Source organism: Sphingomonas pituitosa NBRC 102491 (assembly GCF_001598435.1).
GTDB classification, from domain to species: Bacteria; Pseudomonadota; Alphaproteobacteria; order Sphingomonadales; family Sphingomonadaceae; genus Sphingomonas; species Sphingomonas pituitosa.
The window spans coordinates 47,299-72,415 of sequence record NZ_BCYY01000009.1; the positions used below are offsets into that span (position 1 = coordinate 47,299).

Genomic DNA, 25,117 nt, shown 5'->3' on the forward strand with positions numbered 1-25,117 from the left:
CAACTTGCCGGAGGGCCGTATCCCTGCCTCAATGCCCGCCGCTCGTGTCGATCGGACCCTTCGGCCTGGGGGCGAACCAGATCAGCACGCCGGTGAAGGCAAGGCACAGCGCAACCGCGGCGAACATGTCGAGCGTGGCGAGCATCACGCTCTGGCTTTCGACGACATTGGCCAACAGGGCCGTCGCCGTCTCGCGCGACATACCCGAGGCGACCATCGCCTCGATCGTGGCGGGCCCCTGCTGCATGGCGTCGACCAGCGCGGACTGATTGATCCGCGCGGCATTGGTCCAGCCAGTCTGGACCAGCGAGGCGGCGAAGGCGGCGACCAGGGTGCGCAGGAAGTTCGAGATGCCGGCCGCGTCGGCATGTTCGTCCGGATCGACGCTGGCGATGCACAGGCCGGTTACCGGAATGAAGAACATCATCAGGAACGGGCCGGTCAGCAGCATCGGCCAGGCCATCTGCAGGAAGGTCATGTCGGGTGTGAAACTGGTGCGCCACAGCGAGATCAGCGCCATCCCGGCAATGCCGGTGGAAATGAGCAACCGCACGTCCATCTTGGCGGCGGCGGCACCGATCGCAGGCGAGGCGAGCACCGCGAAAATGCCCATGATGCCGGTGGCATAGCCGGCCCAGGTGGCGGTGTAGCCCATATTCTGCTGCAGCCACAGCGGGATCAGGACGACCGTCGCGAAATAGGCGGCGAAGCTCATCGCATAGGTGATCGACGCGACGACGAAGCCGCGGTGACGGAAGACGCGCAGGTTAACGATCGGGTGTTTTTCGGTAAGCTCCCAGATCAGGAATGCGACGAAGCCAATCGCCGCAACCGCGGCGAGGACGCGGATCTCGGTCGCGGCGAACCAGTCGCGGTTGCGCCCTTCGTCGAGCACGATTTGCAGCGCGGCGACCCAGACGACGAGGAGGACGAGCCCGACCACGTCGATCGGCGACCGCGCCGTTTGCTCGCGCCGCCCCCGCAGCAGATAGAGCAGGCCCGCAGCACCGATCGCCGCGACGGGCACGTTTAGGAAGAAGATCCATTGCCAGCCCGCATTGTCGGAAATGACGCCGCCCAGGATCGGCCCGGCGATCGGCGCCACCGTGGTTGTCATCGCCCAGACGATCGTCGCGAGCGTCGCTTTTTCCGGCGGGAAGACGCGCAGCAGCAGGGTCATCGACAGCGGGATGATCATGCCCCCGGCGAGGCCCAGCAGCACCCGGCCCGCGATCAGCATTTCGAGCGAGCGCGACAGCCCACACAGCGTCGAAAAGATCCCAAAGGCCATGAACGCCGCGATGAACACCCGCTGCTCGCCGAAGCGGCGGGCAAGAAAGCCCGCCAACGGCACAGTGATTGCGTCGGCAACGGCATAGGAGGTGATGACCCAGGTCGCTTCCGTCACCGATACGCCGAGCGACCCGGCGATATGCGGGATGGAGACGTTGGCGATGGTCGTGTCGAGCACGACCAGGAAATTGCCCAGCCCGATCAGCAGCGCGGCGAAGATGAGCGCCGCGCCGGTGAGCGGCTTGGCCACGCCGGGCGCGGCAGCAGTGTCCGTCATGTCCCGGTTCCGCTTAGTTCGAGAGATTAACGGTGGCGCTCATCGACAGGCCGACACGCAGCGGATGTGCTGCCAGTTCCTTGGGATCGAGCGTCATTCGAACGGGCAGGCGCTGGACCACCTTGATCCAGTTGCCGGTAGCGTTCTGGGCGGGAACCACGGCAAAGGCCGCGCCGGTGCCTCCCGAAAAGCCGATGACGCGGCCGTGATATTCGACACCTTCACCGTAGAGATCCGACGTAAGCGTGACGCGCTGCCCCGGCTTGACGCGGGCGAGCTGCCCTTCCTTGAAATTGGCGTCGACGAACGCTGCCTGGACCGGCACCACCACCATCATCGTCGCGCCGGCCTGGACGCGCTGCCCGACCTGCACCTGCCGCCGCGAGACGATGCCGTCGACCGGCGCCCGCACCACGGTACGCTCGAGGTCGACGCGTGCCTGGTCCCGCGCAGCGCGCGCCGCCAGCACTTCCGGATTGGCGTCGGGTGCTACGTCCGCGATCAGCGCGCGATTGGCGTCGCGGCTGCCCAACGCCGAGGTTCGATTGGCACGGGCCTGCGCGTTCTCGGCCTGCGCGACCTTCAGATTGGCCGTGGCTGTGCTGTAGGCGTTGCGCGCGCTGGTCAGTTCGTCGCCGGAGACCGAGCCCGAGGCGGCGAGCGCCTCGCGACGGTCGAGATCGATCTTCGCCTTGGCGAGGTCCGCGCGCGCTGCGACGAGCCGAGCCTCCGCCCGCGCCTGATCGGCCGCGCGCGCCGTCACCTGCGCGCCGAGCCCGCTATCGGTCGCGACCAGCCCGCGAACTCTGCGTTCGGTCAGCGACAGCTCGGCCTCTGCTCGCGCGAGCGCGAGGCGGGCATCGGTGTCGTCGAGCCGCACGAGCACGTCGCCGCGCTTCACCTGCTGGGCATCGTCGACCAGCACCTCGCGGACCGGGCCGCCGACCAGCGGGGTCACCTGGGCAACATTGGCGCCGACATAAGCATTCTCGGTCGAGACGTAGCGCGATGCAATGAAGTGCACATAGCCCCAGTAGAGAAGGCCTAGGCCAGCCAGTGCGACGGCGAAAATGGCAAACAGGTTTCGCCGCTTGGTTTTGGCGGCGGCGTGCTCTGCAGTGTCGGTGGTCAGCGGATCGGAAGCGGTCAGGGGGTGGGTGGACATTGGGAAATCCTTCAGGAACGGAAGCCGCCGCCGAGCGCGCGGACAAGGGCGACATCGATTACAAACCTGCGGTTGCGGAGCGTGGTGAGGTTGCGCCGCGCGTCGATCAGGGAGTCTTCGGCCACGAGCACGTCGAGCGACGTGGCGAGACCGCCCCGGTAGCGGTTGTTGGCGACCGTCCAGGCCGCCGAGGCGGCGCGCTCGGCTTCGTCGGCCCGGCCGATCCGCTCGGCGAGCGCCCGCTCGCTGGCGGTGGCATCGGCAACCTCGCGCAGCGCCTGGCCGAGCGCGCCGTCATATTCGGCGACCGCGCCGCGATACTCTGCCTCGGCGGCGCGATAGGCACCGGTAAGCCGGCCGCCATCGAAGATCGGCAGGCTGAGCGCCGGTCCGGCGGTGCCGAAGCTGGAGCCCGACTTGACCAGGTCGCCGATGCCGAGCGACTGCAGGCCGATCAGCCCGGCAAGGTTGACGTTCGGGTAGAAGGTGGCGCGGGCTTCCTTGATGCGGCTCGCCGCGGCCTGTGCCCGGAGCCGGGCGGCGATCACGTCGGGGCGGCGCCCGATCAGGTCGGCCGGCAGGTTGGCAGGGAGACCGAAATCGGTGGCCGCACGCACCGTCGACGGCACGATGGAAAGGCCGCGATCGGGTCCTGCGCCGAGCAGCACCGCGATCCGGTTGCGGGTGAGCGCCATGGTTTCGTTCAGCGCCGCAAGCTCGCCCTGCGAGGCGGCGAGCGCCGCACGCGCCCGTTCGACCGCGCCGACATTTTCGAGCCCCTGGACGCGTCGCCCGTCGATCAGCTCGACCGTGCGCTGTCGCACCTCGATGGCGCGCTGGGCGGCATCAGCCTGCCCGAACAGATCGGCGAGATCCGCATAGGCCGCAGCGATGCCGGCGGACAACACCAGTCGCGCCGCCGCCGCCTCAGCCTGCGCGGCCGCGGCGTCCGAACGCGCGGCGGCGAGCGCGGCCCGGTTGCGGCCCCAGAAGTCCAGCTCCCAATCGATCCGCGCGGACGCCAAGCCGTAATCCGGCCAGCCCTGGGGCGCTAGCGCGCGCGGGAAGAGATTATTGTAGCTCTGCTTGGTTACGCCCGCCTCGCCATTTGCCTCGACGGAGGGGAGCAGCCGGCTTCGCGTCTGCCGCACCAGCGCGTCGGCCCGGTCGAACCGCGCTTGGGCGGCGCGGATATCGGTCGCCGTCGCCAGGCCTTCTTCGATCAGTGCCGTGAGCTGGGGGTCGCCGAAGCTTTCCCACCAGCGATCCGATGGCCAGTCTGCCTCGGCCGCTGCCAGGCTAGCGGTGCTGGCAAAGCTGCTTGCCGGGCGCAGCGCTGGCGCCGCGCCGGGCTTCGGCATAGTGGCGCAGCCGGCGAGCAGCGGTGCCGCCAGGCCGAGTGTCGTCCAGGCTAGGCGCTTATCCATTGGCCTGCTCCGCTTCGATCTCGACGGCTTGCGCGCCTGCCAGCAGCCGTGCGGCGACGGCGTCCGCCTCCGCTTCGGACGCGACGACGAGCATCGGGTAGCCCCAGAATTTCTGAAAGACGGGGGCGGCGCTCTTGGCGAGAAAGCGGTTGGCCGGGCTGGGCTCGACATACACCATCGCCAGAACATGGCGGTGGAGCGCCGCACGGTTGCGCTTCATCCACAGCGTCAGCCGCTTTCGCTCTTCGTTCGACTGAACCCTATCGGATTCGGCGCCAAGACCGATCAGAACAAAGGATTTCTCACATGCTAACAGGTCTTCGAAGATCTGGAAGCTGACCGAATCTCCTCGGTCATCCGCGCGATTATAGTGCATCCGCACTATCGGGAATTTCGTATCATCCACCAGCATGGCCAGAATCCAACAAGTTCATCATTCGGAGCCGTGATAACCGCTTCCGGTCTTGTTGAATTTGGCGAGACGGGCAGATGATTTATCGAAACTGCCAATCTTCGAGGTTCGTGGGATCCCCCGGCGGCGGTCGGCCGGATCAAGCGGGGCTGGTCGTCAGAGCCCCAGCGCCCGCTGCGCCTGCTCGATCGACGAGATGAGCTTCAGCTTTCCCGGTTGCTGGGCCGCCAGGGGGCCTGCGCTCCGCCGCGCCGCCAAATACTGGCCCGGCGGCTGCCCCATGACCTTCTTGAACATGGTGATGAACGCGCTCGCGCTTTCATAGCCTAGATCGAAGGCGACGGTCTGAACCGAGGCGCCTTCGGTCAGCCGCTCGATCGCGAACATCACCTGGAACTGCTGGCGCCACCGCCCGAAGCTCATGCCGGTCTGGCGCAGGATGAGCCGGAACAGGCTACGCTCGCTCATCGCGACGATCCGGGCCCATTCGCCGATGGTCGAGCGATTGGCGGGATCGGAGAACAGGGTCTTGGCGATCATCCGCAACCGGGCGTCGGCCGGCATCGGCAGGTGGAGGCTTCCCATCGGCGCGCGCTCGAGCTCGTCGAGCATGGTCTGGACGACCCGTCCGCCCGCGCCATCGACGTCGTACAGCGACGGGAGGCGGGACACCGCGATCAGCAGCTCGCGGAGCAGCGGCCCGGTCGAGAAGGTGCTGCACACGGCAGGTAGATTAGCGGCGAGCTCGGGATCGACGAAGAGCGTGTAGACCTCGAGATCGCCGGCACAGCGCACGCTATGCTCCATGTCGCCGGGGATCCACAGCGCGCATTGCCGCGGCACCATCCACAGGCCTTGCGCCACCTCGCAGGTGATCAGTCCACGCACTGCCAGGATGAGCTGCGCCTTGCGATGCCGGTGGGGCGGCTGCTCGAACCCTTCGGTGAACAGCTCCATGCCCACCGCCGAGACCGGCCGGGGAATCTCTTCGGGTTCAAAGACCACATACTCATCGTTCGGCATCGTTCTGGTCCACAAAGGTCGATCTTCGCTTTGCCAGCATAGCGCAAGAAGTGCGAACGATTCGCAAATGACTGGCGGGATTGCGCAACATTTTGGCCGGACTGCTGCGTCCCGCGTGGTTTGGGCGCCCGTACTCCGTTCCGATGCGCGTCCGGCCGACCAGTCGTGTAGTCTGGCTTTACCGTCTCGGCCGGATCGCAACACCCAATGGCGGGATCGCGCAATGCTCCTTCGCGGCCGCTGACCTATGCCTTCTGTCAAGTGGGAATGCGCCCCGATCAGAAGGAGTGGTGAGATGGTCAAGAAGCAGCCGGTCGAGCTGGCATTGGCATGGCTTGTTCCCGTTGCGGGGGCCGGGATCTTCGTGACGCTGCAAAGTTTCTCGTTCCTCAACGACTATGTCCGCAGCGGCGGCACGCTGAAATCCATCACCTTCGGCCCCGGCGCCTTGCTTGCCATCGCCATTTTCTACGGCGCCTGGGTGCTGCCGCCGCTGCTGGCGCTTGCCGGGAAGCGCGCGACCGACTGGGCCATGCTCGTCCTCGGCGGCATGCTGGTGCTCCTGAACACGCTGGGCGGCGTGACGGACGGGCTGCGCGACGGCGGCCATCTCGTCGTGCTGGAGCTGCTGGCGGTGACGCTTCCCGGCGCGGTCGCGCTGGTCCTGTCGTGGCGGCACCTACGCGCGAACTGAAGACTCCCAACCCGAAAAGGAGAGGCACATGCCTTTGGATAGCAGCAATTTCCCGCTCGTCTGGATGCACTATGACAGCGGCCCCGATCACGACCACGACAAGGACTTCGCGGCTTTCGAGGCCAGTCTGGAGCGCGGCGCGCCGTTCGTGATCCTGACAGATTCTGCGCCGTCCGAAGATCATGCGCACAACCAGGAAGAGAAGAAGCGCACCTCGTTGTGGATGAAGAAGCATAAAATGGCGCTGCGCACGCTGGTGCTCGCGATGATCGTGATTGAACCGAGCGCCGCCAAGCGGCTGGCGTTCAAGCCCTTCGGCGTCGCCTTCGCCAAGTTCTGGGGCTATCCGTTGCGGCTCGCCGCTACCCGCGAAGAGGCTCTCGGGATTGCTGCCGACCTGCTGGCCGAGCGCGCGGGCCGCGCGCCGGCCTGACGGGGCAGAATTACCGGCGGCCGAGAAGGAATTCGATCGGCACGACGAGCTCGATCTCGTCCCCACGCCCGACGGGGATCGGCGGATAGGGTTGGGCGCGGGCGACGGTCGCCAGCGCTCCCTGATCAAGCAGCCGGCTTCCCGATGTACCGACCAGTGACGAGGCTAGCAGGGCTCCCTGCCGATTGACGCGGAAGCGTACGGTCGCGACGCCCTGGTCGCGCCGGCTGCGCGCCGCGGGCGGGAAGCGCTTGAGGCTTTCGAGCCGCGCGACGACGCGGGCCTCCCAGCTGTCCTTGCCGGCAGACTGGGCGGGCGGGCTCGTCGGTGCGGCCTCCGGGGCGGGGTTGGCGACCGGAGCGGCGGGCGGCACCGGCGTCGGCGTCCCCACGGCGATTGTTGGGATTACAGGAACAACGGGGGCCGGTGCCGGTGAGGGTGCCAATTGCCTTGCCTGCCTCTGCATCGGTTGCGCGACCACGGGCTTGGCTGGGGCGGATGTCGCCTGCTGGTGCCGAACGGGTTTGGGTTCGGCACGCGACGGCGAGGGCAATGGCAGCAAGGTCACCGTCAGCGGCGGCGCCACCGGCCGCGCCGTCACCATCCCATGCCAGGGCAGGAAGGCGAGCACCACCCCGACGGCGACCGGCGTCATCCCGAGCATGGCCGCAGCGGCGCGCTGGCGGTGCGGCTGGTAGCCGTGCCGTGCCGAGACGATCTGAAGGGGCGACGGCGCCACCACCCCAGCTTGCGAGACGCCCGGGTTGGGGCGTTCGAAGGCAACCATCGGCGTCACAGCTCGATCGCGCGGCGGAGCAGGTTGTGGTAGACTCCGGTCAAGGCGAGCGTGCCGTGCGTGTCCTGCTCGAGCTGCCGGCGCACGTCGATGATCGCCATGTCGAGATCGTAGAGCAGCGCGCGCAGCCCATCATCCTTGAGCATCGACTGGGTCCAGAAAAACGCCGAGGTTCGCGCGCCGCGGGTGACCGGCGCGACCCGGTGCAGGCTGCCCGCAGGGTAGACGATCATCGCGCCTGCGGAGAGCTTGACGCTGCTGGTGCCATAGGCGTGCTCGATCAACAGCTCGCCCCCGTCATAGTCCGCCGGATCGGTGAGGAAGAGCGTGGACGAGACGTCCGCGCGCATCCGCGGACCGCCCCAGGGCATCGCCCGCACCGCGCCGTCGACATGCGCGTCGAACGCCATGCCAGGCTCGTAGCGGTTGAACAGCGGCGGCAGGACCCGGAACGGCAGCGCCACGCTGTTGAACAGCGGATTGCGCCCCAGCGCCTTGAGGATGATCTCGCCCGCGTCGCGCGCGGCTTGTCCTTCCTGCGGAAGCTGGAGGTTGCGCTTGGCCTGCGCGGCCAGTTCGCCCGCCGTCTCGCGACCATCAACAAGATCCGCCGCATCAATGATGCGGCGGATTTCGGCGAGCTCGGCCGTGGTCAGCACGTCCGGTATCTCGACCAGCATGGCGTCAGAACTTCACTGCCACGGTGCCGGTGAAGGCCCGGCCGGGCGCCACTTCGGCGCGGTAGAAAAAGGCGGAGGTGTAGCTGAGCTTGTCGGTGACGTTGCTCACGTTGAGCGTCACCTTGTAGCGATCGTCCTCCCACGAGATCATGCCGTCGAACGTGGTCGCCCCCGGGATACGGTAAACCTCGGACGGGTCGGCATTGTAATGGCTGCGGTAATTGGCGCCGCCGCCGACCAGTAGCTTGCCAGGCAGGCCGGGGATCAGCGTGACGACGTCATACGTCGTCCACAGCGCCGCATTTTTCTTGGAAACATAGGCCACGTCGTTCCCCGTGGTGTCGACCGGGACGAACACGCTGGGAGTCGACCCGGCGAGGATCTTGCTGTCGTAGAGACTGTAGGATGCCTGGACCTCCCACGCCTTGGTGATCTTGCCGGTCAGGCCGAGTTCGATGCCCTGCACACGATCCCGTTCCCCGCTCGCCACGGATGCGCCGGTTAGCGGGTCGCTATAGCTGCCGCGGTTCTTGACGGTGCGGAACAGCGCCGCGGTGGCACCAAGCTGGTCCCCGATCAGGCTCCATTTGCCGCCGATCTCAAGCGTGTTGTTCTTGTCCGGCTCGAGGTTGGGCGTGCCCGCAGAAACGGTGCCCTGGAAGCTGATATTCTGCCCGGCCGGAGTGAAGGACCGCGCATAGCTGACATAGTAATTCTGGCCGGGCGCCGGCTCCCAGTTGAGCGAGGCCTTGGGGCTGAGGAAGTGGGTGACGCTGCGCGCATAGGGCGGATAGCTGCCGTCCGCGTCCTGCGTCGTCGACTTGGCGGTGTAGCTGTCCCAGCGCAGTCCGGCGGTGACCGACAGGGTCGAGGTGAACCAGGCCTGGTCGCTGGCGAAGAAGCCGATGTCCCAGGCGCGCGCGCGGGTCCGCCCGCCGGCTTCGGCAATGGTGAAGCCGGGCGGATTGGCGAAATCGGGCGCGAGCAGCGTGCCGCCGGCGCGGGCACTGGAGCCGGTCAGGCTGCCAAACAGGTTATGCTGATAATAGGCGTCGATGCCGGCGATCAACTCATGCTTGATGCCGCCCGTGTCGAAGCGAGCCACAGCGGTGGTGATGTTCTGGCCGCCGGTGCTGGTCTGCGTGGCGCCGATGACGGGCCACACCGTGTAGGCGGTATTCAGATTCCCGGCGAGCGCGTCGGTGGAACAGGTGCCGAAATTCGCGAAGCCGCCAAAGCCCGTGCCACAGATGGTGGGCGTGAACGCCATCCAGCGCGTGTAGCGCGCCCAGCGGGTATCGTTGGCGATGGTCAGCCAGTCATTGACCTCGGCGTGGAAACGGCCGGTCACCATGTTGACGTCAGTCAGGTCGCGATCGGACTGCTTGCCGAAATAGCGATCCTTCGGCACGCCATATTCGGTGACCGGCAGCACATAGCCGGTATAGCCGAAGGGCGGCATCGGCATCGGCACGCCCATGTCCGGGCGGCGATCGTCATGCTGGTGCATATAGTTGAGCGTGAAGGTCGTCGACGTGCCGAGACCCAGCCCGAGCGAGCCGAGCACGCCCCAGCGCTTGGCATAGACATGATCGCGATCGACCATGTCCTGATCGTGCCACATACCGATGACGCGCACGGCGGTCGTGGCGTTGATCTGCTGGTTGACGTCGGCGACGACGCGCGCCTGGGTGCCGCTGCCGAGGGTGCCGGTCAGGGCGTAGCTGTCGCCGAGATGCGCGGTCTTGCTGGTCTGGTTGATCACGCCGCCGGTGGAGCCGTTGCCGAAGCTCTCCGAGCTCGAGCCCTTGAACACCTCGACGCTCTCGACCGCGAAGGAATCGCGCACATAGGCACCGAAGTCCCGCAGGCCGTCGACATAGACATCACCCTTTGCGTCGAAGCCGCGGATGCGGAAGGCGTCGCCGTTCATGCCGCCCCCGCCCTCGCCGGTGGCGACGGTCACGCCCGGCACATATTTCAGCACCTGGTCGATCGTGGTCGCCTGGCGTTGCTCGATCATCACCTGCGGGATCACCGTGACGGTCTGCGGCGTGCCCTGGATGTCGCCCGACAGGCGATCGAGCTTGGTGCCGTGGCGAAGTGTGTTGGGGCTGCTGTCTACCGCGTTGTCGGCGTCGTCCGCGCCGACGCGAACCCGGCCGAGCTGGACGGTCGTGTCCTGCTTGCCGGCAGGCGGCGCGCTGTCCTGCGCATGCGCCTTGCCGGCGCCGAGCAGCATCAACCCCGTGGCAAGGCCGGCCGAGATCGAGGACGCGGAAAGACCGCTCCGTGCGGTGGCGAGAGGGTGGATACGAAGGGAGGGCGACTGCATTTGGATTTTGCCTCGGGTAGATGAAGAAGGGACGTGGTCAGCGCTGGACGGAGACGGGGCGCAGGCCCGGCGGCTTGAAGGGGCGCATGCGCCGGACCGCCTGCTTGAAGCGTGCGAGGCCGCCCGGCCTGGGGGCGTAGGCTGCAGGCCGGTCGGTGTGCGGCACACAGCGGGCGAGCGCCGCGGCGCCGGCGCGACGCAGCCGGTCGTCGGGCTGGCGGAGCAGCACCTCGGCGATGCGGCCGCGAAAGCCGTCGTCGCTCTTGGCGATGCAGCGGTCGAGCCAGGCGAGCGCCTCCTCGGCGTCGCCATGCGCATAGATCAAGGTCGCCAGGTTGAATTGCGCCCAATGGTCACCCCGTTCGGCGGCAACGCGATAAAGGGCGGCCGCGCGCCGGGGATCGACAGGCCCGGCCCAGCCTTCTTCCAGAAAGCGAGCAAGCGAGTTGATCGCCTTGAGATTGCCGGCTTTTGCGGCCTCCTCGAACAACCGACGAGCGCGCGGGCGATCGGCGGGATCGCCGAGCCGCATCAGGATCTGGGCGAGGTTGACCTTGGCCCAGACATGCCCGAGCGCGATGGCCCGCTCGAAATAGGGGATTGCCCGGACATAATCCTGCGTCGTGCCCCAGCCTTTCTCATGGCAGCGCCCGATCATGTTCCAGGCCTCGGGCTCGCCCTGCTCGGCGGCGCGCTGGAACCAGGCCAGCGCCGCGACGGGATCTCGCGCTACGCCGCGCCCGTCGAGCAGGAGCTGGGCATAGACGAGCTGCGCCGCCGCACTTCCCCGCCTTGCGGCACCGTGGATGGCGCCGGCTGCTTCCGGCAGATCGGCGATGAGCCGAGCCTTGAGCGCCTCGGAGTCGAGCGATAGGGGTTTCAGCCGAAACTGTATGGTTGGAGGTTCGGCTCTGCTCACGCGCAACGCCCTGTTGGGGGGCGGCTGGCTCCAGATGCGGAAAAATCTTGCATGGCGTGTCCCCGGCTAGCGGGGCAGCGTCAATTAATAATGCCTCGCATTACCATTCTTTACGCGGTGCGGGTGACGAGGCATGAGGATATCTTGCCAATTCGTTTCGCGATCCCGCCAATGCCGGATGCCCGCTCTGGAAGTCGGCGTCGCCACTGGAGAACCTCCTGAATGGCGGCTCCCGACGAAAACTGCCGTCCGATGTATCGTCATGCGACGGCAGCTTCGTCCCACGTTCAGCCATCCGGCCTCGGACCGAAGCGGCACACGGCTCGTAGGGAGATGTACGAAAAACAGGTGTTTGTCGCTCACCCAACGGTCAGCGTTCCCTCAACAGGGTCTTCGACCTGACGCTTAACCCGGGGGAGGAGTGGCCGGCCCCGTCTCTTTGGAAGCTCGGTCCTCGGATGGCCATCATCTATCTCGTGGCGAGACGGCGCGAACACGCCCACGGACTGTGAACTGCGAGCGGGTGCATTGTTGTTCCGCTGGCGGTGATGCGGATTGGCGCTCTGCAAGGCATGCGCCATCGCGAGAGCGGCCCCGAGACGCTTGTTCTCTACGATCTCTGCCTGATTCACGCGCCGCATCTTGTCGAACACGCGATAGGGAAGGGCCTGGTCGCCGTATCGCACCTCGATGCGGCCGTCGGGATACTCGCAGACATGGACGCGCTTGCGCGCAAGGGTTCGATTGAGCGGCGTCGGTTCAAGGATGAACATCGCCTTGTTGTAGTGGAGCGCCAAAGCGGCCGTGACCGTCCGCTCGACGCGCCAGACCATCTCGGCTTCCACATTCTCATGCGGGGCGAGAGGCCGATGGGCGTCCCGAGGATCTGCAGGTGGGCAGGCAAACTGAGCATTGTGGCGCAAGAGGTAAGAGGGGAGGAAGGAGTTGGCTTCCTCGATGGAGGAGATGCCTTCAAGCCGCATCGCTTTCACGAGGCGGTTCTGGAGTGTGCTGTTGGCGCGCTCGACCCGCCCTTTTGCTTGGGGCGAGTTGGCGCAGATGATCTCGACGCCGAGCTTGTCGAGCGCGCGGCCTAGATGCGACATGCCGTCGCTGTCGGCCGTCGCGCGGTTGTTCCGAAAGGCGCTGTGCTTGTCCGAATAGAAGGCAATCGGCTTGCCGTGGCGCTCGAGATAGGTGCGTGTCGCCTGCAAGTAGGAGAGGGCGCTCTCGCTCTCCGCCATCTCGAGGTGCATCAGCTCGCTCGTGGCATCGTCGATATAGACCAGCAGGCTGCAGCGTGGGCCGCGGCCCTCGAACCAGTCATGGTCCGAACCGTCGACCTGGATGAGCTCGCCGCGGCGCTCGCGCCGGTTGCGAGTCTGGTGGAGCTTGGGGCGCTTGGCGGCCTTCGCCTTCCACAGGCCGGCGCCGATCATCAGCTGGCGCAGTGTCTCGTGCGAGAGTGTGACGCCATGGCGCTCGGCCAGATACTCGGCCGCCAGCGTCGGACCGAAATCGGCGTAGCGCTGGCGGACAATGGCGATGACATGCTGGCGAAAGGCATCGCTGAAACGCCGGTTGCTGGGGCGGCCGCGCTTCCGTGATACCAGGCCAGCAGCGCCGTCAGCGCGTAGCCGGCGGAGCAGCCGGTATAGCTGACTGCGTTCTAGTCCGAGCAGCTGCATAGCCCGAGCAGGCCGAAGCTCGCCGCGCTCGAGCCGCATCAAGGTGTCGAACCGGTAGATCTCGGTATCGCTCATCGCCAGCACCGCCATCGCTGCACACCCTCATTGTCGAGGGCGCCCATGGACACGATCGCCTCAGCGAAGGCACGCTTGTGCCATTTCTAATTTGCTGAGCTGTGCCATTTGTACGTTGCGCTTACACCCCGCTCACACCGTCAAGACCGATAATACGCGTTATGTAAACCTTGTCGCTGCCGGCAACGGCGGACGGGCTACCCCGTCCGCCGCGCGTCATCTCACCAGTTCACGCCGAGCCGCGCGTACAGGTACCGGCCATTGAAGCCGAAGGGCGAGTAATAGGGAAAGCCGATTACGCCGCTCGTATTGTTCGCCGGGATCGTGCGGTCGGGGTAGACGTCGAACAGGTTGCTCGCGCCGATCGCGATCTGTGCGCCCTTGCGCGGCTGGTACCGCAGCTCGAGGTCGCTGATCAGGTGGCGGCCGGTATGGATGTCCGCCGCGGGCGTGGTGCCGGGCTGGTTGGCATCGCCATAATAGGTGCCGCGCAGGGTAAGGCCCACGGGGCCCTTGGACCAGTCGATCGTGCCCGTCACCTTCTCGCCCGGGGTGCCCTGCTCGATCGTCAGCACCCGGCTGCGCGCGAACAGCACCGGCGCCGGGTTCACCGTCGCGGTGTTGGTCGGCACGCGGGTGACGACGATCTCGTTGACATTGCCCGCCAGCGTGAAGTCGAACGCGCCCGCCGCATCGGCCGGGTTGCCCAGGCGGTAGTGCGCCACCGCGTCGATGCCACGGGTGCGCGAGCGCAGCCCGTTGATGAAGAAGCGTGCCTGCGGCACGTTGAACGGCGCAAGGATCGCCGCGACCTGCGGGCTGAAGCTGGCCGCGAGATTCTCCGACAGGCCGAGCTGGTCCCGCAGCCGGATCTCATAAGCATCGACGCTCAGATCGAAGCCGCCAGCGCGGATTACCGTACCAAGCGAGAAGTTGGTGGACTTCTCCGGCCGAAGCGGCAGGCCGCCGAGCGCAGCCGCCACGGGCGCAACCGAAGGGAAGGTGCCGGTCAGAATCGGCGTTCCGTTCTGGACGACCTGCGCGATCGAGGTGAAATATTGCTGCTGCAGGCTCGGCGCGCGGAAGCCAGTGGAGACGGTTCCGCGCAGCGCCAGCCACCGCGCCACGTCGTAACGCGCCGAAAGCTTGCCATTGGCGGTATCGCCGAAGTCCGAATAATGCTCGCCGCGCACCGCCACGTCGACGAGCAGTGCCTGCGTCACCTGCGCCTCGAGATCAAGATAGCCGGAGACGCTGCGCCGCGACCGCTCGATCGCATTGACCGGCGCGAAACCGGCAAAGCCCTGCGCACCCGGCGTTGCGCCCGGCACCGCACCGGTGGCCGGAGCGTCATAGGATGCGGCCTCGCCCGGCGTGATCTTGTAGCCCTCGCGCCGCCCTTCGGCGCCGAACGCCAGGTTGAGCGACTGAAAGACATCAAACCGGCGTCGCACGTCGAGGCCCGCGACCCACTGGTCGAAGATCAGCGCGCCGTCGTAGAAGTTCTTCGGTGTCGCCGCGCCATAGGCGTAGTTGGCCGAATCGATCGTGCGATAGGCAATCTTGTTGCGGCCATAGCCGGCATGCAGGTCGACGCCCCAGTCGCCGAGATCGCCCTTCACGCCGACCGCGCCGACGGCGTTGGTCGACTTGGTGTTGATGATCGGCAGGAAGCCGTCCGGATAGCCGGCCAGCGCGGTGGTGGCGCTGGCCAGCCGCGGAAAGGCGGCGCTGCGCGTGTCGCGGTCCTGGTAGCTGCCCCAGCCATAGAGACGCCAGCCGCCGCCGATGCCCTTCGCGGCATTGATCGTGCCGGTATATTGCTCGACCTTCGGATCGCCGAAGCGGCCGGTAACCCGGCTCGGCGTGACGCGCGGATCGAAATCGGCGCGATTGGTCGCCTGCCGGTTCACATATTCGCCGGTCACCGTCACGAAGCCGTCGTCACCCAGCCCGAAGCCCTGCCAGGCGGAGGCGGTGAAGACCGGCTCGCCGGTGGTGCTGCGGCTGCCCCGCGCGGTATCGATATCGGTGTGGTAGATGCCGTAGGTCGCCGACGCTGCACCGCCCGAGCGCGCCTCGCGCAGCCGCAGGTTGATCACGCCGGCGATGGCATCCGAACCATATTGCGCCGAGGCACCGTCGCGCAGCACCTCGACTCGCTCGAGCGCCGCGGTCGGGATGGTGTTGAGATCGACCGCCGCCGAGCCGCGCCCGACCGCGCCGTTGATGTTGAGCAGTGCCGAGCTGTTCACCCGCACGCCGTTGACCAGCACCAGCACCTGGTCGGGCGAGAGGCCACGCAGCGTCGCCGGGCGGATCGCGTCGGTACCGTCGGTGGCCGAGGGACGCGGGAAGTCGATCGAGGGCGCGACCGCGGCAATCGCCGCGCCGAGTTCGGTCGTACCCTGGCGGCTGAGTGCCTGGCTGCTCAGCACGTCGACCGGCGAGGCGGTGTCGAGTCGGGAGCGGCCTTCGCTGCGCGTGCCGGTCACGACGATCTCGTCGGCGCCACCGGCGCTGTTCGCTTCCGTCTGCGGCTCGGCTTGCTGCGCATGGGCCGCCGTGGCGGCGAGGACGGCGGTGGAGGCTGCGATCAGCAGCGCGGCGCGAAAGGTACGCATGTTCAACCCCTGGATTATGCTTGTCGAACCGCGATCTCCCATCTTCGGAGTGGGAATGCAGGAAAGAAAAGATTGGGGGGCCGAAACGCGCGACGCGTCCCGCTCAGATCAGCTCGACGCTGTCCTCGCCTTGCGCGTTAGCACGGCGCTGGAACGCCTCCGCCCGCTTGCGGAAGGCAGCTGCGACCACCGAATTGCCGCAGGCGGCGGCACGGGCGCGCTCTTCCTGGGCGCGGCGTTCGAAGAAGAAGCGGGTGGTCGGCATGGCGCGTCGTCTCCCGGGACCCAAGGCGTGTCCCACAGGGCGGTATCAGCAGCGTCAACCGATGCCGCCCGGCTTCGTTCCGCGCGGGACCGCTTGGAGGCCCTCCGGAGAGGCGCCTGCTGGAGGATCAGGCGAGCGTCAGGTACAGCTCGGCTTCGATCTTCCACAGCCCGCCCATCTCACGCCACTTGGCGGTGTAGCTGCCGCGCGCCTCCAACGACCCGTCTGCCGCCGAAACACCCTGCCACTGCCCATGTTCGAACGCGATCGGCGCGACCGGGGACAGCACTACCGAGTCGGGGATGCGGCTGTAGATGCTGCGTGCCTTGGCCGAGAATTCGCGCTTCCACGCCTGCAACTGGGCCTTGCGCCCGTGGATCACGGCACTGTCGGTGCCGGCGACGAGGACGACGTCCGGCGCCAGCAATGGACCGATAGCGGCAAGATCGCCGGTCGCGAGCGCCTGGTTGAACGCGGCCCGCGCGGCGCGGATCGCCAGTTCAGGAGAAAACTGCATGCCCTCCGCTCTACGCCGCACAGCTTGTACGGCAAGATCCGAGAGTGCGACGAGCCGCCAATTTCCCGCGACGGATTGCCACGCGGCGCCTCCTGTGTAGACTGTCTGCACCTCTGGCTAACTGCCTGATATGGAGACTTTCCTTGTCGCTGAAGCACGTCCTCCTGGCCTCTACCCTGTCGATCGCGGCACTTGCCGCCCCTGCGCTCAGTCGCAATCCGCAACAATCTGCGCCTGCCGCGCCCAGCGCGGAAGCGACCCGCTATGGCAGCTGGGGCTTCGACATTTCCGGCATGGATCGCAGCGTAAAGCCCGGCGACGACTGGTACCGCTTCGTCAACGGGGCCTGGACCGATCGAACGAAGATCCCGGACGATCGCTCGTCCTTCGGCGCGTTCGCGGTGCTCCGCGATCTTTCCGAAATGCGGCTGCGCAGCCTGATCGAAGGCTATAACCCCGCCGATGCCGCCAATCCGGATCGGCGCAAGGCAGCTACCCTGTATCGCGGCTTCATGGACGAGGCGGCGATCGAGAAGCTCGACGCCCAGCCGCTGCTGCAGCGGCTTCAGCCGTTGATGGCCGCCAAGACCAAGGCCGCACTGGCGCAGCAGATGGGCGCGTCGATGGGCGGGTTCGGCGCCAGCTTCTTCGGCGTCGGCGTGAGCGACGATGCCAAGCAGCCGGACACCTATGCGCTGTACCTGCGTCAGTCGGGCCTGGGGCTCGGCGATCGCGACCTCTATCTCGATCCCAAGTTCGCACCGCAGGTGGCGCGGTATCGCCAATATGTCGCGCAGCTGCTCGGCATGGCCGGCTGGCCGGATGCGGCGGCCGCAGCCGACAAGGCGGTGGCGATGGAAACGCGCATCGCCGAAGCGCACTGGACCCGCGCACAGAGCCGCGATCGCGACAAGACCTACAATCCCGTCACCGTTGCCGAGCTGAAGGCGCAGGCACCCGGCTTTGCCTGGGATCCGTTCTGGCAGGCGGCGGGCCTCAGCAAGGCGAGCCGGGTGATCGTCGCGCAGAACAGCGCCGTGCCGAAGATCGCGCAGGTCTTCGCCGACACCGATCTGGAGACGCTGAAGGCGTGGCAGGCCTTCCGCATCGCGGACGACATTTCGCCGCTCCTCTCCAAGCGCTTCTCCGACGCGCAATTTGATTTTCGCTCGAAGTTCCTGAACGGCCAGCCCAAGGAGCGCGAGCGGTGGAAGCGCGCGGTCTCGTTCACCGAGCGGGCGATCGGCGAAGGCGTCGGTCGCGACTATGTCGCGCTCTACTTCCCGCCCGAGAGCAAGGCCAAGATGGACGTGCTGGTCGGCAATCTGCGCGTCGCGCTCGCCGGCCGTATCCGCAATCTCGCCTGGATGAGCCCGGCGACCAAGGAGCAGGCGCTCGCCAAGCTGCAGGGCTTCACCGTGAAGGTGGGGTATCCGACCAAGTGGCGCGACTATGCGGCACTGGAGGTGCAGCCCGGCGATCTCGTCGGCAATGCCGAGCGCGCCGGCAAGTTCGAGTGGGACTATCGCCGCAATCGGCTGGGCGGCCCGGTCGACAAGGCCGAGTGGGGCATGACGCCGCAGACGGTCAACGCCTATTACAACTCGGTCAAGAACGAGATCGTGTTCCCCGCGGCGATCCTGCAGCCGCCCTTCTTCGATCCCAAGGCGGACGATGCGGTGAATTACGGCGGCATCGGCGGCGTGATCGGGCACGAGATCAGCCACGGCTTCGACGACCAGGGCCGCAAGTCCGACGGCAACGGCGTGCTGCGCGACTGGTGGACCAGCGAGGACGCGACCAAGTTCGAGGCGCAGGCGGTGCGGCTCGGCGCGCAGTACGAGGCCTATAGCTTCGAAGGTCTGCCGGGGCTCCACATCAACGGCCGCGCCTCGATGGGCGAGAATATCGGGGATCTGGGCGGCGTGATGATCGCGCTCGACGCCTATCATGCCTCGCTGGGCGGCAAGCCGGCGCCGGTGCTTGACGGCTTCACCGGCGACCAGCGTTTCTTCCTCGGCTGGGGCCAGGTGTGGCGGACGCTGTTCCGCAACGAGGCGCTGCGCCAGCAGCTGGTCAGCGATCCGCACTCGCCGGGGCAGATCCGGGCGGTGAACCCGCTGCGCAACGTCGATGCCTGGTATGCGGCCTGGAACATCGACCCCAGCCAGAAGCAATATCTGGCGCCGGCGGATCGCGTCCGGATCTGGTAAAGCCGAACGACGGCAGGCGGCCGGGGGATTGCTCCTCCAGCCGCCCCCTGGGGTAACGTCAGAAGTCGATCCGTACCGAGGTGCTGATCGTACGTCCGTTGATCGAGCGCGCGCGGACGATGCCGTTGGTCGGGATCGCCCCCTCCTCCGCCTCGGTAAAGCCGCGGACGTTGAACAGGTTGTTCGCCTTGAGCGACACCAGCAGCTTGGGGATCGGCCGGAACTGCGCGAAGGCGTTGACCTGGGTATAGCCCGGCAGCTTGAGCTGGTTGTTGTCCTGCGCATAGCTGCTGGTGGTGCCGACCACGTTGGCCCCGATGGACGCGCGCCCGAGCTCGACCTGCGGCGTGGCCTGGAAGATCAGGTTCGCCTGGCGCCGCGGCGTATTGCCGACCACGCCGGGGTTCAGCGCATCCGCGACGATCCGGGAATGGGTCCAGGTGGCGCCCGCGGTCAGGCTGAGCGGCCCCCGGCGGACCGCGCCGTCGAACTCGAGGCCATAGGCACGATAGGTGCGGTCGATGAACACCTGGCGCGTCGCTTCGTAATTCTGCTCCTCGGTGCGCGCCCAGAAGCCGGTGAGGTTGAGCGTCAGCCCACCCTGCCGATACTTCACGCCCAGTTCCGCCTGGTTGACGAAGTCGACGGCCGCCGCCGCGCTCACCAGATGACCATCGGTGGCGCTCACCGCCGGGCCGAACAGCAGGCGATCGGCATTGGCGCGGCCGCCGCGGCTGTAGCGGGCGAACACCGACATGTAATCGACGAAGCGGTAGTTGATGCCCGTCGAATAGCTCCAATAGTGATAGTTGTAGTTGACCGGCGCGGGGCTGGTCAGCGGAATCACCGCGACGCGCGTCTCGGCGTCGGAGATGACGCCGTCGCCGTTGATGTCGCGGCTCGTCGTGCCGATCCGGCCGCCGCCGAGATCGGCGCCGGCGATCGAACCGCTCGCATCGCCGAAGTCGTAGCGCACGCTGCCGCCGATCGATACCTTGCCGACCTGATAATTGAGCGAGGCGAACGGCGCGTTGACGTTGTAGTCGACATTGTAGCTGCGCCGGCAGCACCCGCCGAAATAGGCGGCGCTATAGCCGTAGAAGCCGTCCTGGGTGACCGCGGTGCCGTTGGCACGACGGACATTGACCAGCGCCGCCTCGCCACCCCCCCGCACGTCGGTGAGGATCGAGGTCCACAGCCAGTCGGTATCGATCGTCTGGCGCGACTTGTAGAAGCCCGCGGTCGTCGTCAGCTTGCCGGTGCCGAGGTCGAACGCGCGGCTGGCGCGCAGATCGTTGGTAATGTTGTCGAGGCTGTTGAGCTTGGTGTCGAACACCACGATCTGCGCGAGCAGGCCGTTGCCGTTCAGCCCGGCGAGGTTGGTGATTGCCCTGCCCGCATCGGGTCCGCTGGCATAGGCGAGCGTCGCCCCTGCCCCGCCCATCGACGTCGCGATGGCGCTCGCGGAGTCCACATTCGCCGGGAAGTTCGAGATGAAGCGGCCCGAGATGTCCGAATAGCGGAAGCGATCGGTGATCGTCCAACCGGCAAGCAGCGTCTCGGCCTCGAACCCGATCGACTTGACCAGCGGGTGCTGGCCGTCGCGAACGTCGTCGGTCACCAGATTGTTGTTGCCGTCCAGCGTCACGTTGCGGGTGAAATTGGGCGTCAGCAGCTGGTCGCGGTTCGCGCGGAAGTTGGGCAGGTCCTGATAGGTCGGATTGGCGTTGGTGCCGGTCACCCGCACCGGCATCGGCAGATAGCCGACGGCACGGTCGTCGAGGAACTTTCCGTAGATCCGGATATGGCCGCCGGTGAAGTCCTTGGTGACGTTGAACTTGAACTGGCCGCCCTTGTTGCCGTCATAGCCGATGCGGCGCGGGCCGGTGCCCTGGCGGTAGAAGCCGCCCATGTGAAAGCGCAGGGAGTCGCTCAGCTTCGCGCCATAGTCGAAGTCGAGCCGATAGTCCTTGTAGTCGAGCCCGGTGCTCGCCTGCACCGCGCCGCCTTCCGTGTCGCCGGTCTTCGAGATCATGTTGATCACGCCGCCGGGCGAGTTCGACGCAAAGGTCGACGCCGAGCCGCCGCGGATCGATTCCACCTGTGCCAGATTGAGGTCGGCGCGCAGGAAGATGTCCGCATTGCCGAAGGTGATGTCGCCGAATTCGAGCACCGGCAGCCCGTCTTCCTGTAGCTGCAGGAACTTGGCGCCGCCCGAGGCGATCGGCAGGCCGCGGATCGAGATGTTGGCATTGCCTTCGCCGCCCGAGCTTTCCGAGCGGATGCCCGGCAGGCTGCGGAAGATCTCGGCCACCGAGCGCGGCGCCGCCTTCTGGATGTCGTCGGCCTTGAGCGAGCTGGTCGAGATCGCCGTGTCGAGCCGGTCGCGGCCACGCGCGACGGCAGTGACGACGATCTCGGTATATTCCTTGGCTTCCGCCTCCTGCGCCGGTGTCGCGTCCTGCGGCGGCGCGACTTCCTGCGCGAACGCGGGAAGGCCGGGGACGGCGAACATGCTGCCAAGCAGCAGCAGGCGACGGATGTGATTGGCGCGCACAGACATGGCCATGAGCCTCTCTCCCTGAACCGGGCTCTCCTTCTGGGAACCCTTCAGCACAGCGTATATCTCCTATTGCAATCGATTGCAACAAGCCTCGTAAATGTCCGTATCGGTGCGTGCTTGCGCATTGCCGCGGCAAGGGCCAGACTCCCGGTCCCGTGAGCCAAGACCCACTGCCTTCCGACCGGCCTGCCCGCACCCTCGCCGACCTCGCCCGCCTCGCCGGCGTGTCGACCGGCACCGTTTCGCGTGCGCTGGCGGGGAGCAGTCTGGTCAACCCGGAAACGCGCCAGCGCATCCAGGCGCTCGCGGCCGCGCATGATTTCCGCGTCAACCAGATGGCGCGCCGGCTGCGTACCCAGAAGACCGGCGTGATCGGGGTGGTGGTGCCCCTGGGCCACGAACGTCGCCAGCACCTTTCCGACCCGTTCTTCATGACGATCCTCGGCCATCTGGCCGATGCGCTGACCGAGAACGGGTATGACGTGATGCTGTCGCGCATCATTCCCGACGCGGAGGACTGGCTGGAGCGGATCGTCGACGCCGGCATGCTGGACGGCGTGCTGCTGATCGGCCAGTCGGACCAGATGGAAGCGATCGAACGCGTCGCGCGGCGCTATCGCCCGCTGGTCGCCTGGGGCAGCCGCGTACCCGGCCAGATCCATTGCACGGTCGGCACGGAGAATGTCGCCGGCGGACGGATCGCGGCCGAGCACCTGATTGCCCGCGGCGTGCGGCGGATCGCCTTCCTGGGCGAGATTCGCGCACCCGAACTGCGCGAACGCTATGCGGGTGTCTGCGCCGCCGCCGCTGCTGCCGGGCTGCCGGTGCCGCTCCAGCTGGACACGCATCTCGCCTCCGACATGATGGAGCAGGAGATTGCCGCACATCTCACCCGCCATCTCGACCGGATCGACGGGATCGCCGCCGGATCGGACATGATCGCGATGACGACGCTGCGGGTGCTTGCCGACCAGGGCATGGCAGTGCCTAGCGATGTGCCGGTCATCGGCTATGACGATCTGCCGCTCGGCCTCCAGACCGTGCCGCGCCTCACCACCGTGCGGCAGGACATTGCCCGCGGTGCCCGCGCCATGGTCGAACGACTGTTCGCGCGGATCGCCGGGCAGGATGCGGGCCCACTGGTCATGCCCCCCGAACTGGTGGTGCGGGACTCGGCCTAGGGAGCGATCGTCACCCGCTCGCCGTCGAAGGCGAGGCGGAAGAACGGCGCGGGCACGCCGCCGAAAATCCGGCGACGTTCGGTCGGGTCCGCCAGGCTGCCTGCCGCCGCCGCGCTGATGCCGGGATAGTCGACGAAGCTGAGCACCTCGCCCTCCCCCGTCACCCACCAGCAATAGGCCTGGGTCGGTGCCTCCGGCGGATTGGCGGCGACCAGCCCGGTGCCGTTCACCGGGCGCCACGGGCCAGCCATGGTTTCCGCGACCATCGCGTAGAGGCCGGTGGGCGCGACGATCCCTTCGGCGAAGCGGCGGCCTTGCGTGCTCCAGAAGAGATAGTAGCGGCCGTCCCGGAACAGGATGTGCGGACGCTCCAGCTCGCTGTTCACGTCGATCGCCGCGACCAGCGGCGCGCCGAGACGCCACGCGCCTTGGTCCCGCTCCGCCATGCCGATCACGCCGTTCACCCGTGCGTCGCTCCACCCTGCGTTGGCGGTGAACAGGACATATTCGGCGCCGTCGGCCGGATCGCGAAAATAGCCGGGATCCCGGAAGCCCTGGATGCCGTGCGGCGGCGCGACCGTCTCGTCGGCGACCGTGTAGCGGGCGCCGTCTGCGGCGACGATCTCCTCGGGCGTGCTCCAGGCATGGAGCCGCGGGACATCCCCGTCGACGACGAATCGGCCGCGGCTGACGAACAGCCGCTGCTCGTAGCTGGTTACCGCCTCGCCGCGCCGCCCGGCCGCGGTGAAATACTGGGCCAGCGTCCCTGTATCGTCCTCGAGGATTGCCGAGCCGGACCATTCGCGCGAACCGGGGGTGAAGCCGTCGGGGAACGCCTCGCCATGATCGCGCCAGCCGTCCTCCCCGTGACTGGTCAGCCGAATGCGCGCGATGTCGTGGCGGCCTTCCGGATCGTCGAGCCGCGGCGCCGCGAGGAAGAACCACCAGCTGCGCCCGCCGCGCCGTACGGTGCGGCCGTCGCGATCGGCGATCGGCCACATGTCCCACAGGTCCATGCCCGCGAACGGCGAGGCAGCGCCCTGCGGCAGCAGCGGGAGCGCAGCACGGTGCTGCGTCGCGATGCCGGCCAGCGCATCGCGTGTCCATTCCGTGCGTGCGTTCATGCCGGCTTGCGCTCCCGCACGGTCCAGACGGCAAGTGCCGCACAGAACAGCAGCATGCCGCACAGCCGCAGCACGTTCCGCGCATCCCCGCCGAGCAGCGGCGCATAGAAAAAGGGCAGGCTGATCGCGAAGAGCAGCATCGGAATGACGATCATCATGTTGAAAATGCCCATATAGACCCCCGTCCGTTCGGGGGGGATCGATCCGGCGAGGATGACATAGGGATTGCCCATCATGCTCGCCCAGCCGAGCCCCAGCCCGATGGCGGGGACGAACAGCAATGCCTTGTCCTGCACCTGCGGCAGCCACAGCATGCCGATGCCGGCGCAGACCAGGCAGGCGGCGTGCAGGCGCGCTGCGCCGATCCGGCGCGCGATCGGCACCATCGCGAAGGCGGCGACGAAGGCCACGGCGTTGTAGAAGGCTGCGATCTCGCCATTGGTGAGCACCGCGGCGCGGAACCCGGGCGCCGTCGAGTCCGTCGTGTCGTAGACGGAGCGGGCGATGGCCAGGATGACATAGGTCCAATAGGCCATCATCGCATACCATTGGAACAGGCTCATCAGCGCCAGCTTGCGCATCGCCAGCGGCATGTCGCGGATGGCCGAGCCGATTTCCGCCAGCGTCGCGCGCACCGACTTGGGCTGGGCCGCGATATGAGCCCGCTCGGCCGGCGTCAGCGGCAGTTCCGGCACCCGCAGCACCGACCACAGGATCGTGCCCAGCGCCAGCACTGCGCCGACCATGAACGCCACCCGCGCCGTATAGGGAATGTGATGTGCATCCACCCAGTCCTGGCTCATCCCCGCCCAGACGAGCAGCGAGGGCGTGAGGAAGGCGAGCATCTGGGCCAGGCCGGTAAAGGCGCTCTGCGTCAGGAAGCCTAGGCCGTGCTGGCTGGCATCCAGCCGGTCCGACACATAGGCGCGATACGGCTCCATGGTGATGTTGTTGCCAGCGTCGAGCAGCCAGAGCAGCGAAACGGCCATCAGAATCGAACTGCTGAGCGGCATGAAGAACAGGCCGAGCGAACACAGCACGGCGCCGGCGAGGAAATAGGGGGTGCGGCGGCCCCAGCGGCTGGCCGTCCGGTCGCTCATCGCGCCGATGATCGGCTGGACGAGCAGCCCGGTCATCGGCCCGGCCAGCTGCAGCAGCGGCAGCGACGCCTCGGACGCACCAAGATAGGAATAGATCGGCGCCATGTTGCCCTGCTGCAGCCCGAAGCTGAACTGCAGGCCGAGAAAGCCGAGGTTCATCTCCAGGATGCGCCACAGCGACAGGCGCGGCTTGCCATCAGCAGGGTTCATCGTCGCGCCTCTCCACCCGGCCCGTCTGTTCTATCCTGCCTTTATGGAAGGTTTCGCGTCGTCAGGCAACAATCGATTGCAATCAAAGTGGAGAAGAAGGACG

At 67.1% G+C, this 25,117-nt stretch carries 20 protein-coding genes; 4 read left to right on the plus strand and 16 right to left on the minus strand.

The window, feature by feature from the left end; genetic code table 11:
• Positions 1-28: 28 nt before the first annotated feature.
• The 5 genes from SPI01S_RS09570 to SPI01S_RS09590 all read right to left on the minus strand — a co-directional run bounded on the left by SPI01S_RS09570 (position 29) and on the right by SPI01S_RS09590 (position 5,579).
• Positions 29-1,570 carry a DHA2 family efflux MFS transporter permease subunit gene (locus SPI01S_RS09570; RefSeq protein WP_066721584.1) on the minus strand — a complete coding sequence of 514 codons (1,542 nt, stop codon included), beginning with the start codon at positions 1,568-1,570 and terminating at the stop codon, positions 29-31.
• 13 nt (positions 1,571-1,583) lie between these two features.
• Positions 1,584-2,735 (minus strand): HlyD family secretion protein, encoded by a 1,152-nt coding sequence (locus SPI01S_RS09575; RefSeq protein ID WP_066721586.1) that lies wholly within the window; start codon positions 2,733-2,735, stop codon positions 1,584-1,586.
• Between the two features lie 11 nt (positions 2,736-2,746).
• The gene (locus SPI01S_RS09580; RefSeq protein ID WP_066721589.1) at positions 2,747-4,162 is read right to left on the minus strand and encodes an efflux transporter outer membrane subunit; all 1,416 of its coding nucleotides are present in this window, start codon (positions 4,160-4,162) and stop codon (positions 2,747-2,749) included.
• The gene (locus tag SPI01S_RS09585; RefSeq protein WP_066721591.1) at positions 4,155-4,574 is read right to left on the minus strand and encodes a hypothetical protein; all 420 of its coding nucleotides are present in this window, start codon (positions 4,572-4,574) and stop codon (positions 4,155-4,157) included. The genes SPI01S_RS09580 and SPI01S_RS09585 overlap by 8 nt, the downstream gene beginning before the upstream one ends.
• A 156-nt stretch (positions 4,575-4,730) precedes the next feature.
• The gene (locus SPI01S_RS09590) at positions 4,731-5,579 is read right to left on the minus strand and encodes an AraC family transcriptional regulator (RefSeq protein WP_245653535.1); all 849 of its coding nucleotides are present in this window, start codon (positions 5,577-5,579) and stop codon (positions 4,731-4,733) included.
• A 313-nt stretch (positions 5,580-5,892) separates the two neighbouring features.
• Here SPI01S_RS09590 and SPI01S_RS09595 point away from each other — a divergent pair, with 313 nt between their 5' ends.
• Together SPI01S_RS09595 and SPI01S_RS09600 are read left to right on the plus strand one after the other, a co-directional pair.
• On the plus strand, positions 5,893-6,291 hold the full coding sequence (locus SPI01S_RS09595; RefSeq protein WP_066721594.1) for a hypothetical protein: 399 nt from the start codon (positions 5,893-5,895) through the stop codon (positions 6,289-6,291).
• A gap of 28 nt (positions 6,292-6,319) precedes the next feature.
• Positions 6,320-6,724: a hypothetical protein gene (locus SPI01S_RS09600; protein ID WP_066721596.1), complete on the plus strand. Its 405-nt coding sequence runs from the start codon at positions 6,320-6,322 to the stop codon at positions 6,722-6,724.
• Positions 6,725-6,734: 10 nt separating this feature from the next.
• On the opposite strand, the gene SPI01S_RS23250 is transcribed toward SPI01S_RS09600, so the two are convergent.
• From SPI01S_RS23250 to SPI01S_RS09635, 8 genes are all read right to left on the minus strand, one after another.
• Positions 6,735-7,511: an energy transducer TonB family protein gene (locus SPI01S_RS23250; RefSeq protein ID WP_084253364.1), complete on the minus strand. Its 777-nt coding sequence runs from the start codon at positions 7,509-7,511 to the stop codon at positions 6,735-6,737.
• Positions 7,512-7,516: 5 nt separating this feature from the next.
• Positions 7,517-8,200, minus strand: coding sequence for a Fe2+-dependent dioxygenase (locus tag SPI01S_RS09610; protein WP_066721600.1), 684 nt, complete (start codon positions 8,198-8,200; stop codon positions 7,517-7,519).
• Between the two features lie 4 nt (positions 8,201-8,204).
• Complete coding sequence (locus tag SPI01S_RS09615) at positions 8,205-10,535, minus strand: TonB-dependent receptor (protein ID WP_066721602.1); 2,331 nt, start codon at positions 10,533-10,535, stop codon at positions 8,205-8,207.
• 37 nt (positions 10,536-10,572) lie between these two features.
• Complete coding sequence (locus SPI01S_RS09620) at positions 10,573-11,454, minus strand: tetratricopeptide repeat protein (protein ID WP_245653536.1); 882 nt, start codon at positions 11,452-11,454, stop codon at positions 10,573-10,575.
• 359 nt (positions 11,455-11,813) lie between these two features.
• Positions 11,814-13,232 (minus strand): ISNCY family transposase, encoded by a 1,419-nt coding sequence (locus SPI01S_RS09625; protein WP_066721605.1) that lies wholly within the window; start codon positions 13,230-13,232, stop codon positions 11,814-11,816.
• A gap of 206 nt (positions 13,233-13,438) precedes the next feature.
• Positions 13,439-15,841 (minus strand): TonB-dependent receptor plug domain-containing protein, encoded by a 2,403-nt coding sequence (locus SPI01S_RS09630; protein WP_066721608.1) that lies wholly within the window; start codon positions 15,839-15,841, stop codon positions 13,439-13,441.
• A 103-nt stretch (positions 15,842-15,944) separates the two neighbouring features.
• A complete protein-coding gene (locus tag SPI01S_RS22225) occupies positions 15,945-16,106 on the minus strand; it encodes a hypothetical protein (RefSeq protein WP_157084625.1) in 162 nt (53 codons plus the stop codon).
• A 127-nt stretch (positions 16,107-16,233) separates the two neighbouring features.
• Entirely contained in the window at positions 16,234-16,623 is a 390-nt protein-coding gene (locus SPI01S_RS09635; RefSeq protein WP_066721610.1) for a nuclear transport factor 2 family protein, read from the minus strand.
• Between the two features lie 143 nt (positions 16,624-16,766).
• Between SPI01S_RS09635 and SPI01S_RS09640 the strand changes: the two genes are divergently transcribed.
• A complete protein-coding gene (locus tag SPI01S_RS09640; RefSeq protein WP_066721614.1) occupies positions 16,767-18,836 on the plus strand; it encodes a M13 family metallopeptidase in 2,070 nt (689 codons plus the stop codon).
• A gap of 58 nt (positions 18,837-18,894) precedes the next feature.
• Here SPI01S_RS09640 and SPI01S_RS09645 read toward each other — a convergent pair whose 3' ends face one another.
• A complete protein-coding gene (locus SPI01S_RS09645; protein WP_245653537.1) occupies positions 18,895-21,405 on the minus strand; it encodes a TonB-dependent receptor domain-containing protein in 2,511 nt (836 codons plus the stop codon).
• Between the two features lie 149 nt (positions 21,406-21,554).
• Between SPI01S_RS09645 and SPI01S_RS09650 the strand changes: the two genes are divergently transcribed.
• Positions 21,555-22,580 carry a LacI family DNA-binding transcriptional regulator gene (locus tag SPI01S_RS09650; protein WP_066721616.1) on the plus strand — a complete coding sequence of 342 codons (1,026 nt, stop codon included), beginning with the start codon at positions 21,555-21,557 and terminating at the stop codon, positions 22,578-22,580.
• On the opposite strand, the gene SPI01S_RS09655 is transcribed toward SPI01S_RS09650, so the two are convergent.
• Together SPI01S_RS09655 and SPI01S_RS09660 are read right to left on the minus strand one after the other, a co-directional pair.
• Positions 22,577-23,704 carry a glycoside hydrolase family 68 protein gene (locus SPI01S_RS09655; protein ID WP_066721618.1) on the minus strand — a complete coding sequence of 376 codons (1,128 nt, stop codon included), beginning with the start codon at positions 23,702-23,704 and terminating at the stop codon, positions 22,577-22,579. The two genes, SPI01S_RS09650 and SPI01S_RS09655, sit on opposite strands and share 4 nt — an antisense overlap.
• Complete coding sequence (locus SPI01S_RS09660; RefSeq protein ID WP_066721620.1) at positions 23,701-25,014, minus strand: MFS transporter; 1,314 nt, start codon at positions 25,012-25,014, stop codon at positions 23,701-23,703. Before SPI01S_RS09660 ends, SPI01S_RS09655 begins: the two co-directional genes overlap by 4 nt.
• Positions 25,015-25,117 lie beyond the last annotated feature (103 nt).

Bases quoted from the DNA above. Each gene is read 5' to 3' on its own strand.
- SPI01S_RS09600 (WP_066721596.1), top strand. From the start codon at position 6,320: ATGCCTTTGGATAGCAGCAATTTCCCGCTCGTCTGGATGCACTATGAC.
- SPI01S_RS09625 (WP_066721605.1), bottom strand. From the start codon at position 13,232: ATGGCGGTGCTGGCGATGAGCGATACCGAGATCTACCGGTTCGACACC.
- SPI01S_RS23250 (WP_084253364.1), bottom strand. From the start codon at position 7,511: ATGGTTGCCTTCGAACGCCCCAACCCGGGCGTCTCGCAAGCTGGGGTG.
- SPI01S_RS09595 (WP_066721594.1), top strand. From the start codon at position 5,893: ATGGTCAAGAAGCAGCCGGTCGAGCTGGCATTGGCATGGCTTGTTCCC.
- SPI01S_RS09615 (WP_066721602.1), bottom strand. From the start codon at position 10,535: ATGCAGTCGCCCTCCCTTCGTATCCACCCTCTCGCCACCGCACGGAGC.
- SPI01S_RS09610 (WP_066721600.1), bottom strand. From the start codon at position 8,200: ATGCTGGTCGAGATACCGGACGTGCTGACCACGGCCGAGCTCGCCGAA.
- SPI01S_RS09585 (WP_066721591.1), bottom strand. From the start codon at position 4,574: ATGCTGGTGGATGATACGAAATTCCCGATAGTGCGGATGCACTATAAT.
- SPI01S_RS09660 (WP_066721620.1), bottom strand. From the start codon at position 25,014: ATGAACCCTGCTGATGGCAAGCCGCGCCTGTCGCTGTGGCGCATCCTG.
- SPI01S_RS09655 (WP_066721618.1), bottom strand. From the start codon at position 23,704: ATGAACGCACGCACGGAATGGACACGCGATGCGCTGGCCGGCATCGCG.
- SPI01S_RS09645 (WP_245653537.1), bottom strand. From the start codon at position 21,405: ATGGCCATGTCTGTGCGCGCCAATCACATCCGTCGCCTGCTGCTGCTT.
- SPI01S_RS22225 (WP_157084625.1), bottom strand. From the start codon at position 16,106: ATGCCGACCACCCGCTTCTTCTTCGAACGCCGCGCCCAGGAAGAGCGC.
- SPI01S_RS09575 (WP_066721586.1), bottom strand. From the start codon at position 2,735: ATGTCCACCCACCCCCTGACCGCTTCCGATCCGCTGACCACCGACACT.
- SPI01S_RS09570 (WP_066721584.1), bottom strand. From the start codon at position 1,570: ATGACGGACACTGCTGCCGCGCCCGGCGTGGCCAAGCCGCTCACCGGC.
- SPI01S_RS09635 (WP_066721610.1), bottom strand. From the start codon at position 16,623: ATGCAGTTTTCTCCTGAACTGGCGATCCGCGCCGCGCGGGCCGCGTTC.
- SPI01S_RS09580 (WP_066721589.1), bottom strand. From the start codon at position 4,162: ATGGATAAGCGCCTAGCCTGGACGACACTCGGCCTGGCGGCACCGCTG.
- SPI01S_RS09630 (WP_066721608.1), bottom strand. From the start codon at position 15,841: ATGCGTACCTTTCGCGCCGCGCTGCTGATCGCAGCCTCCACCGCCGTC.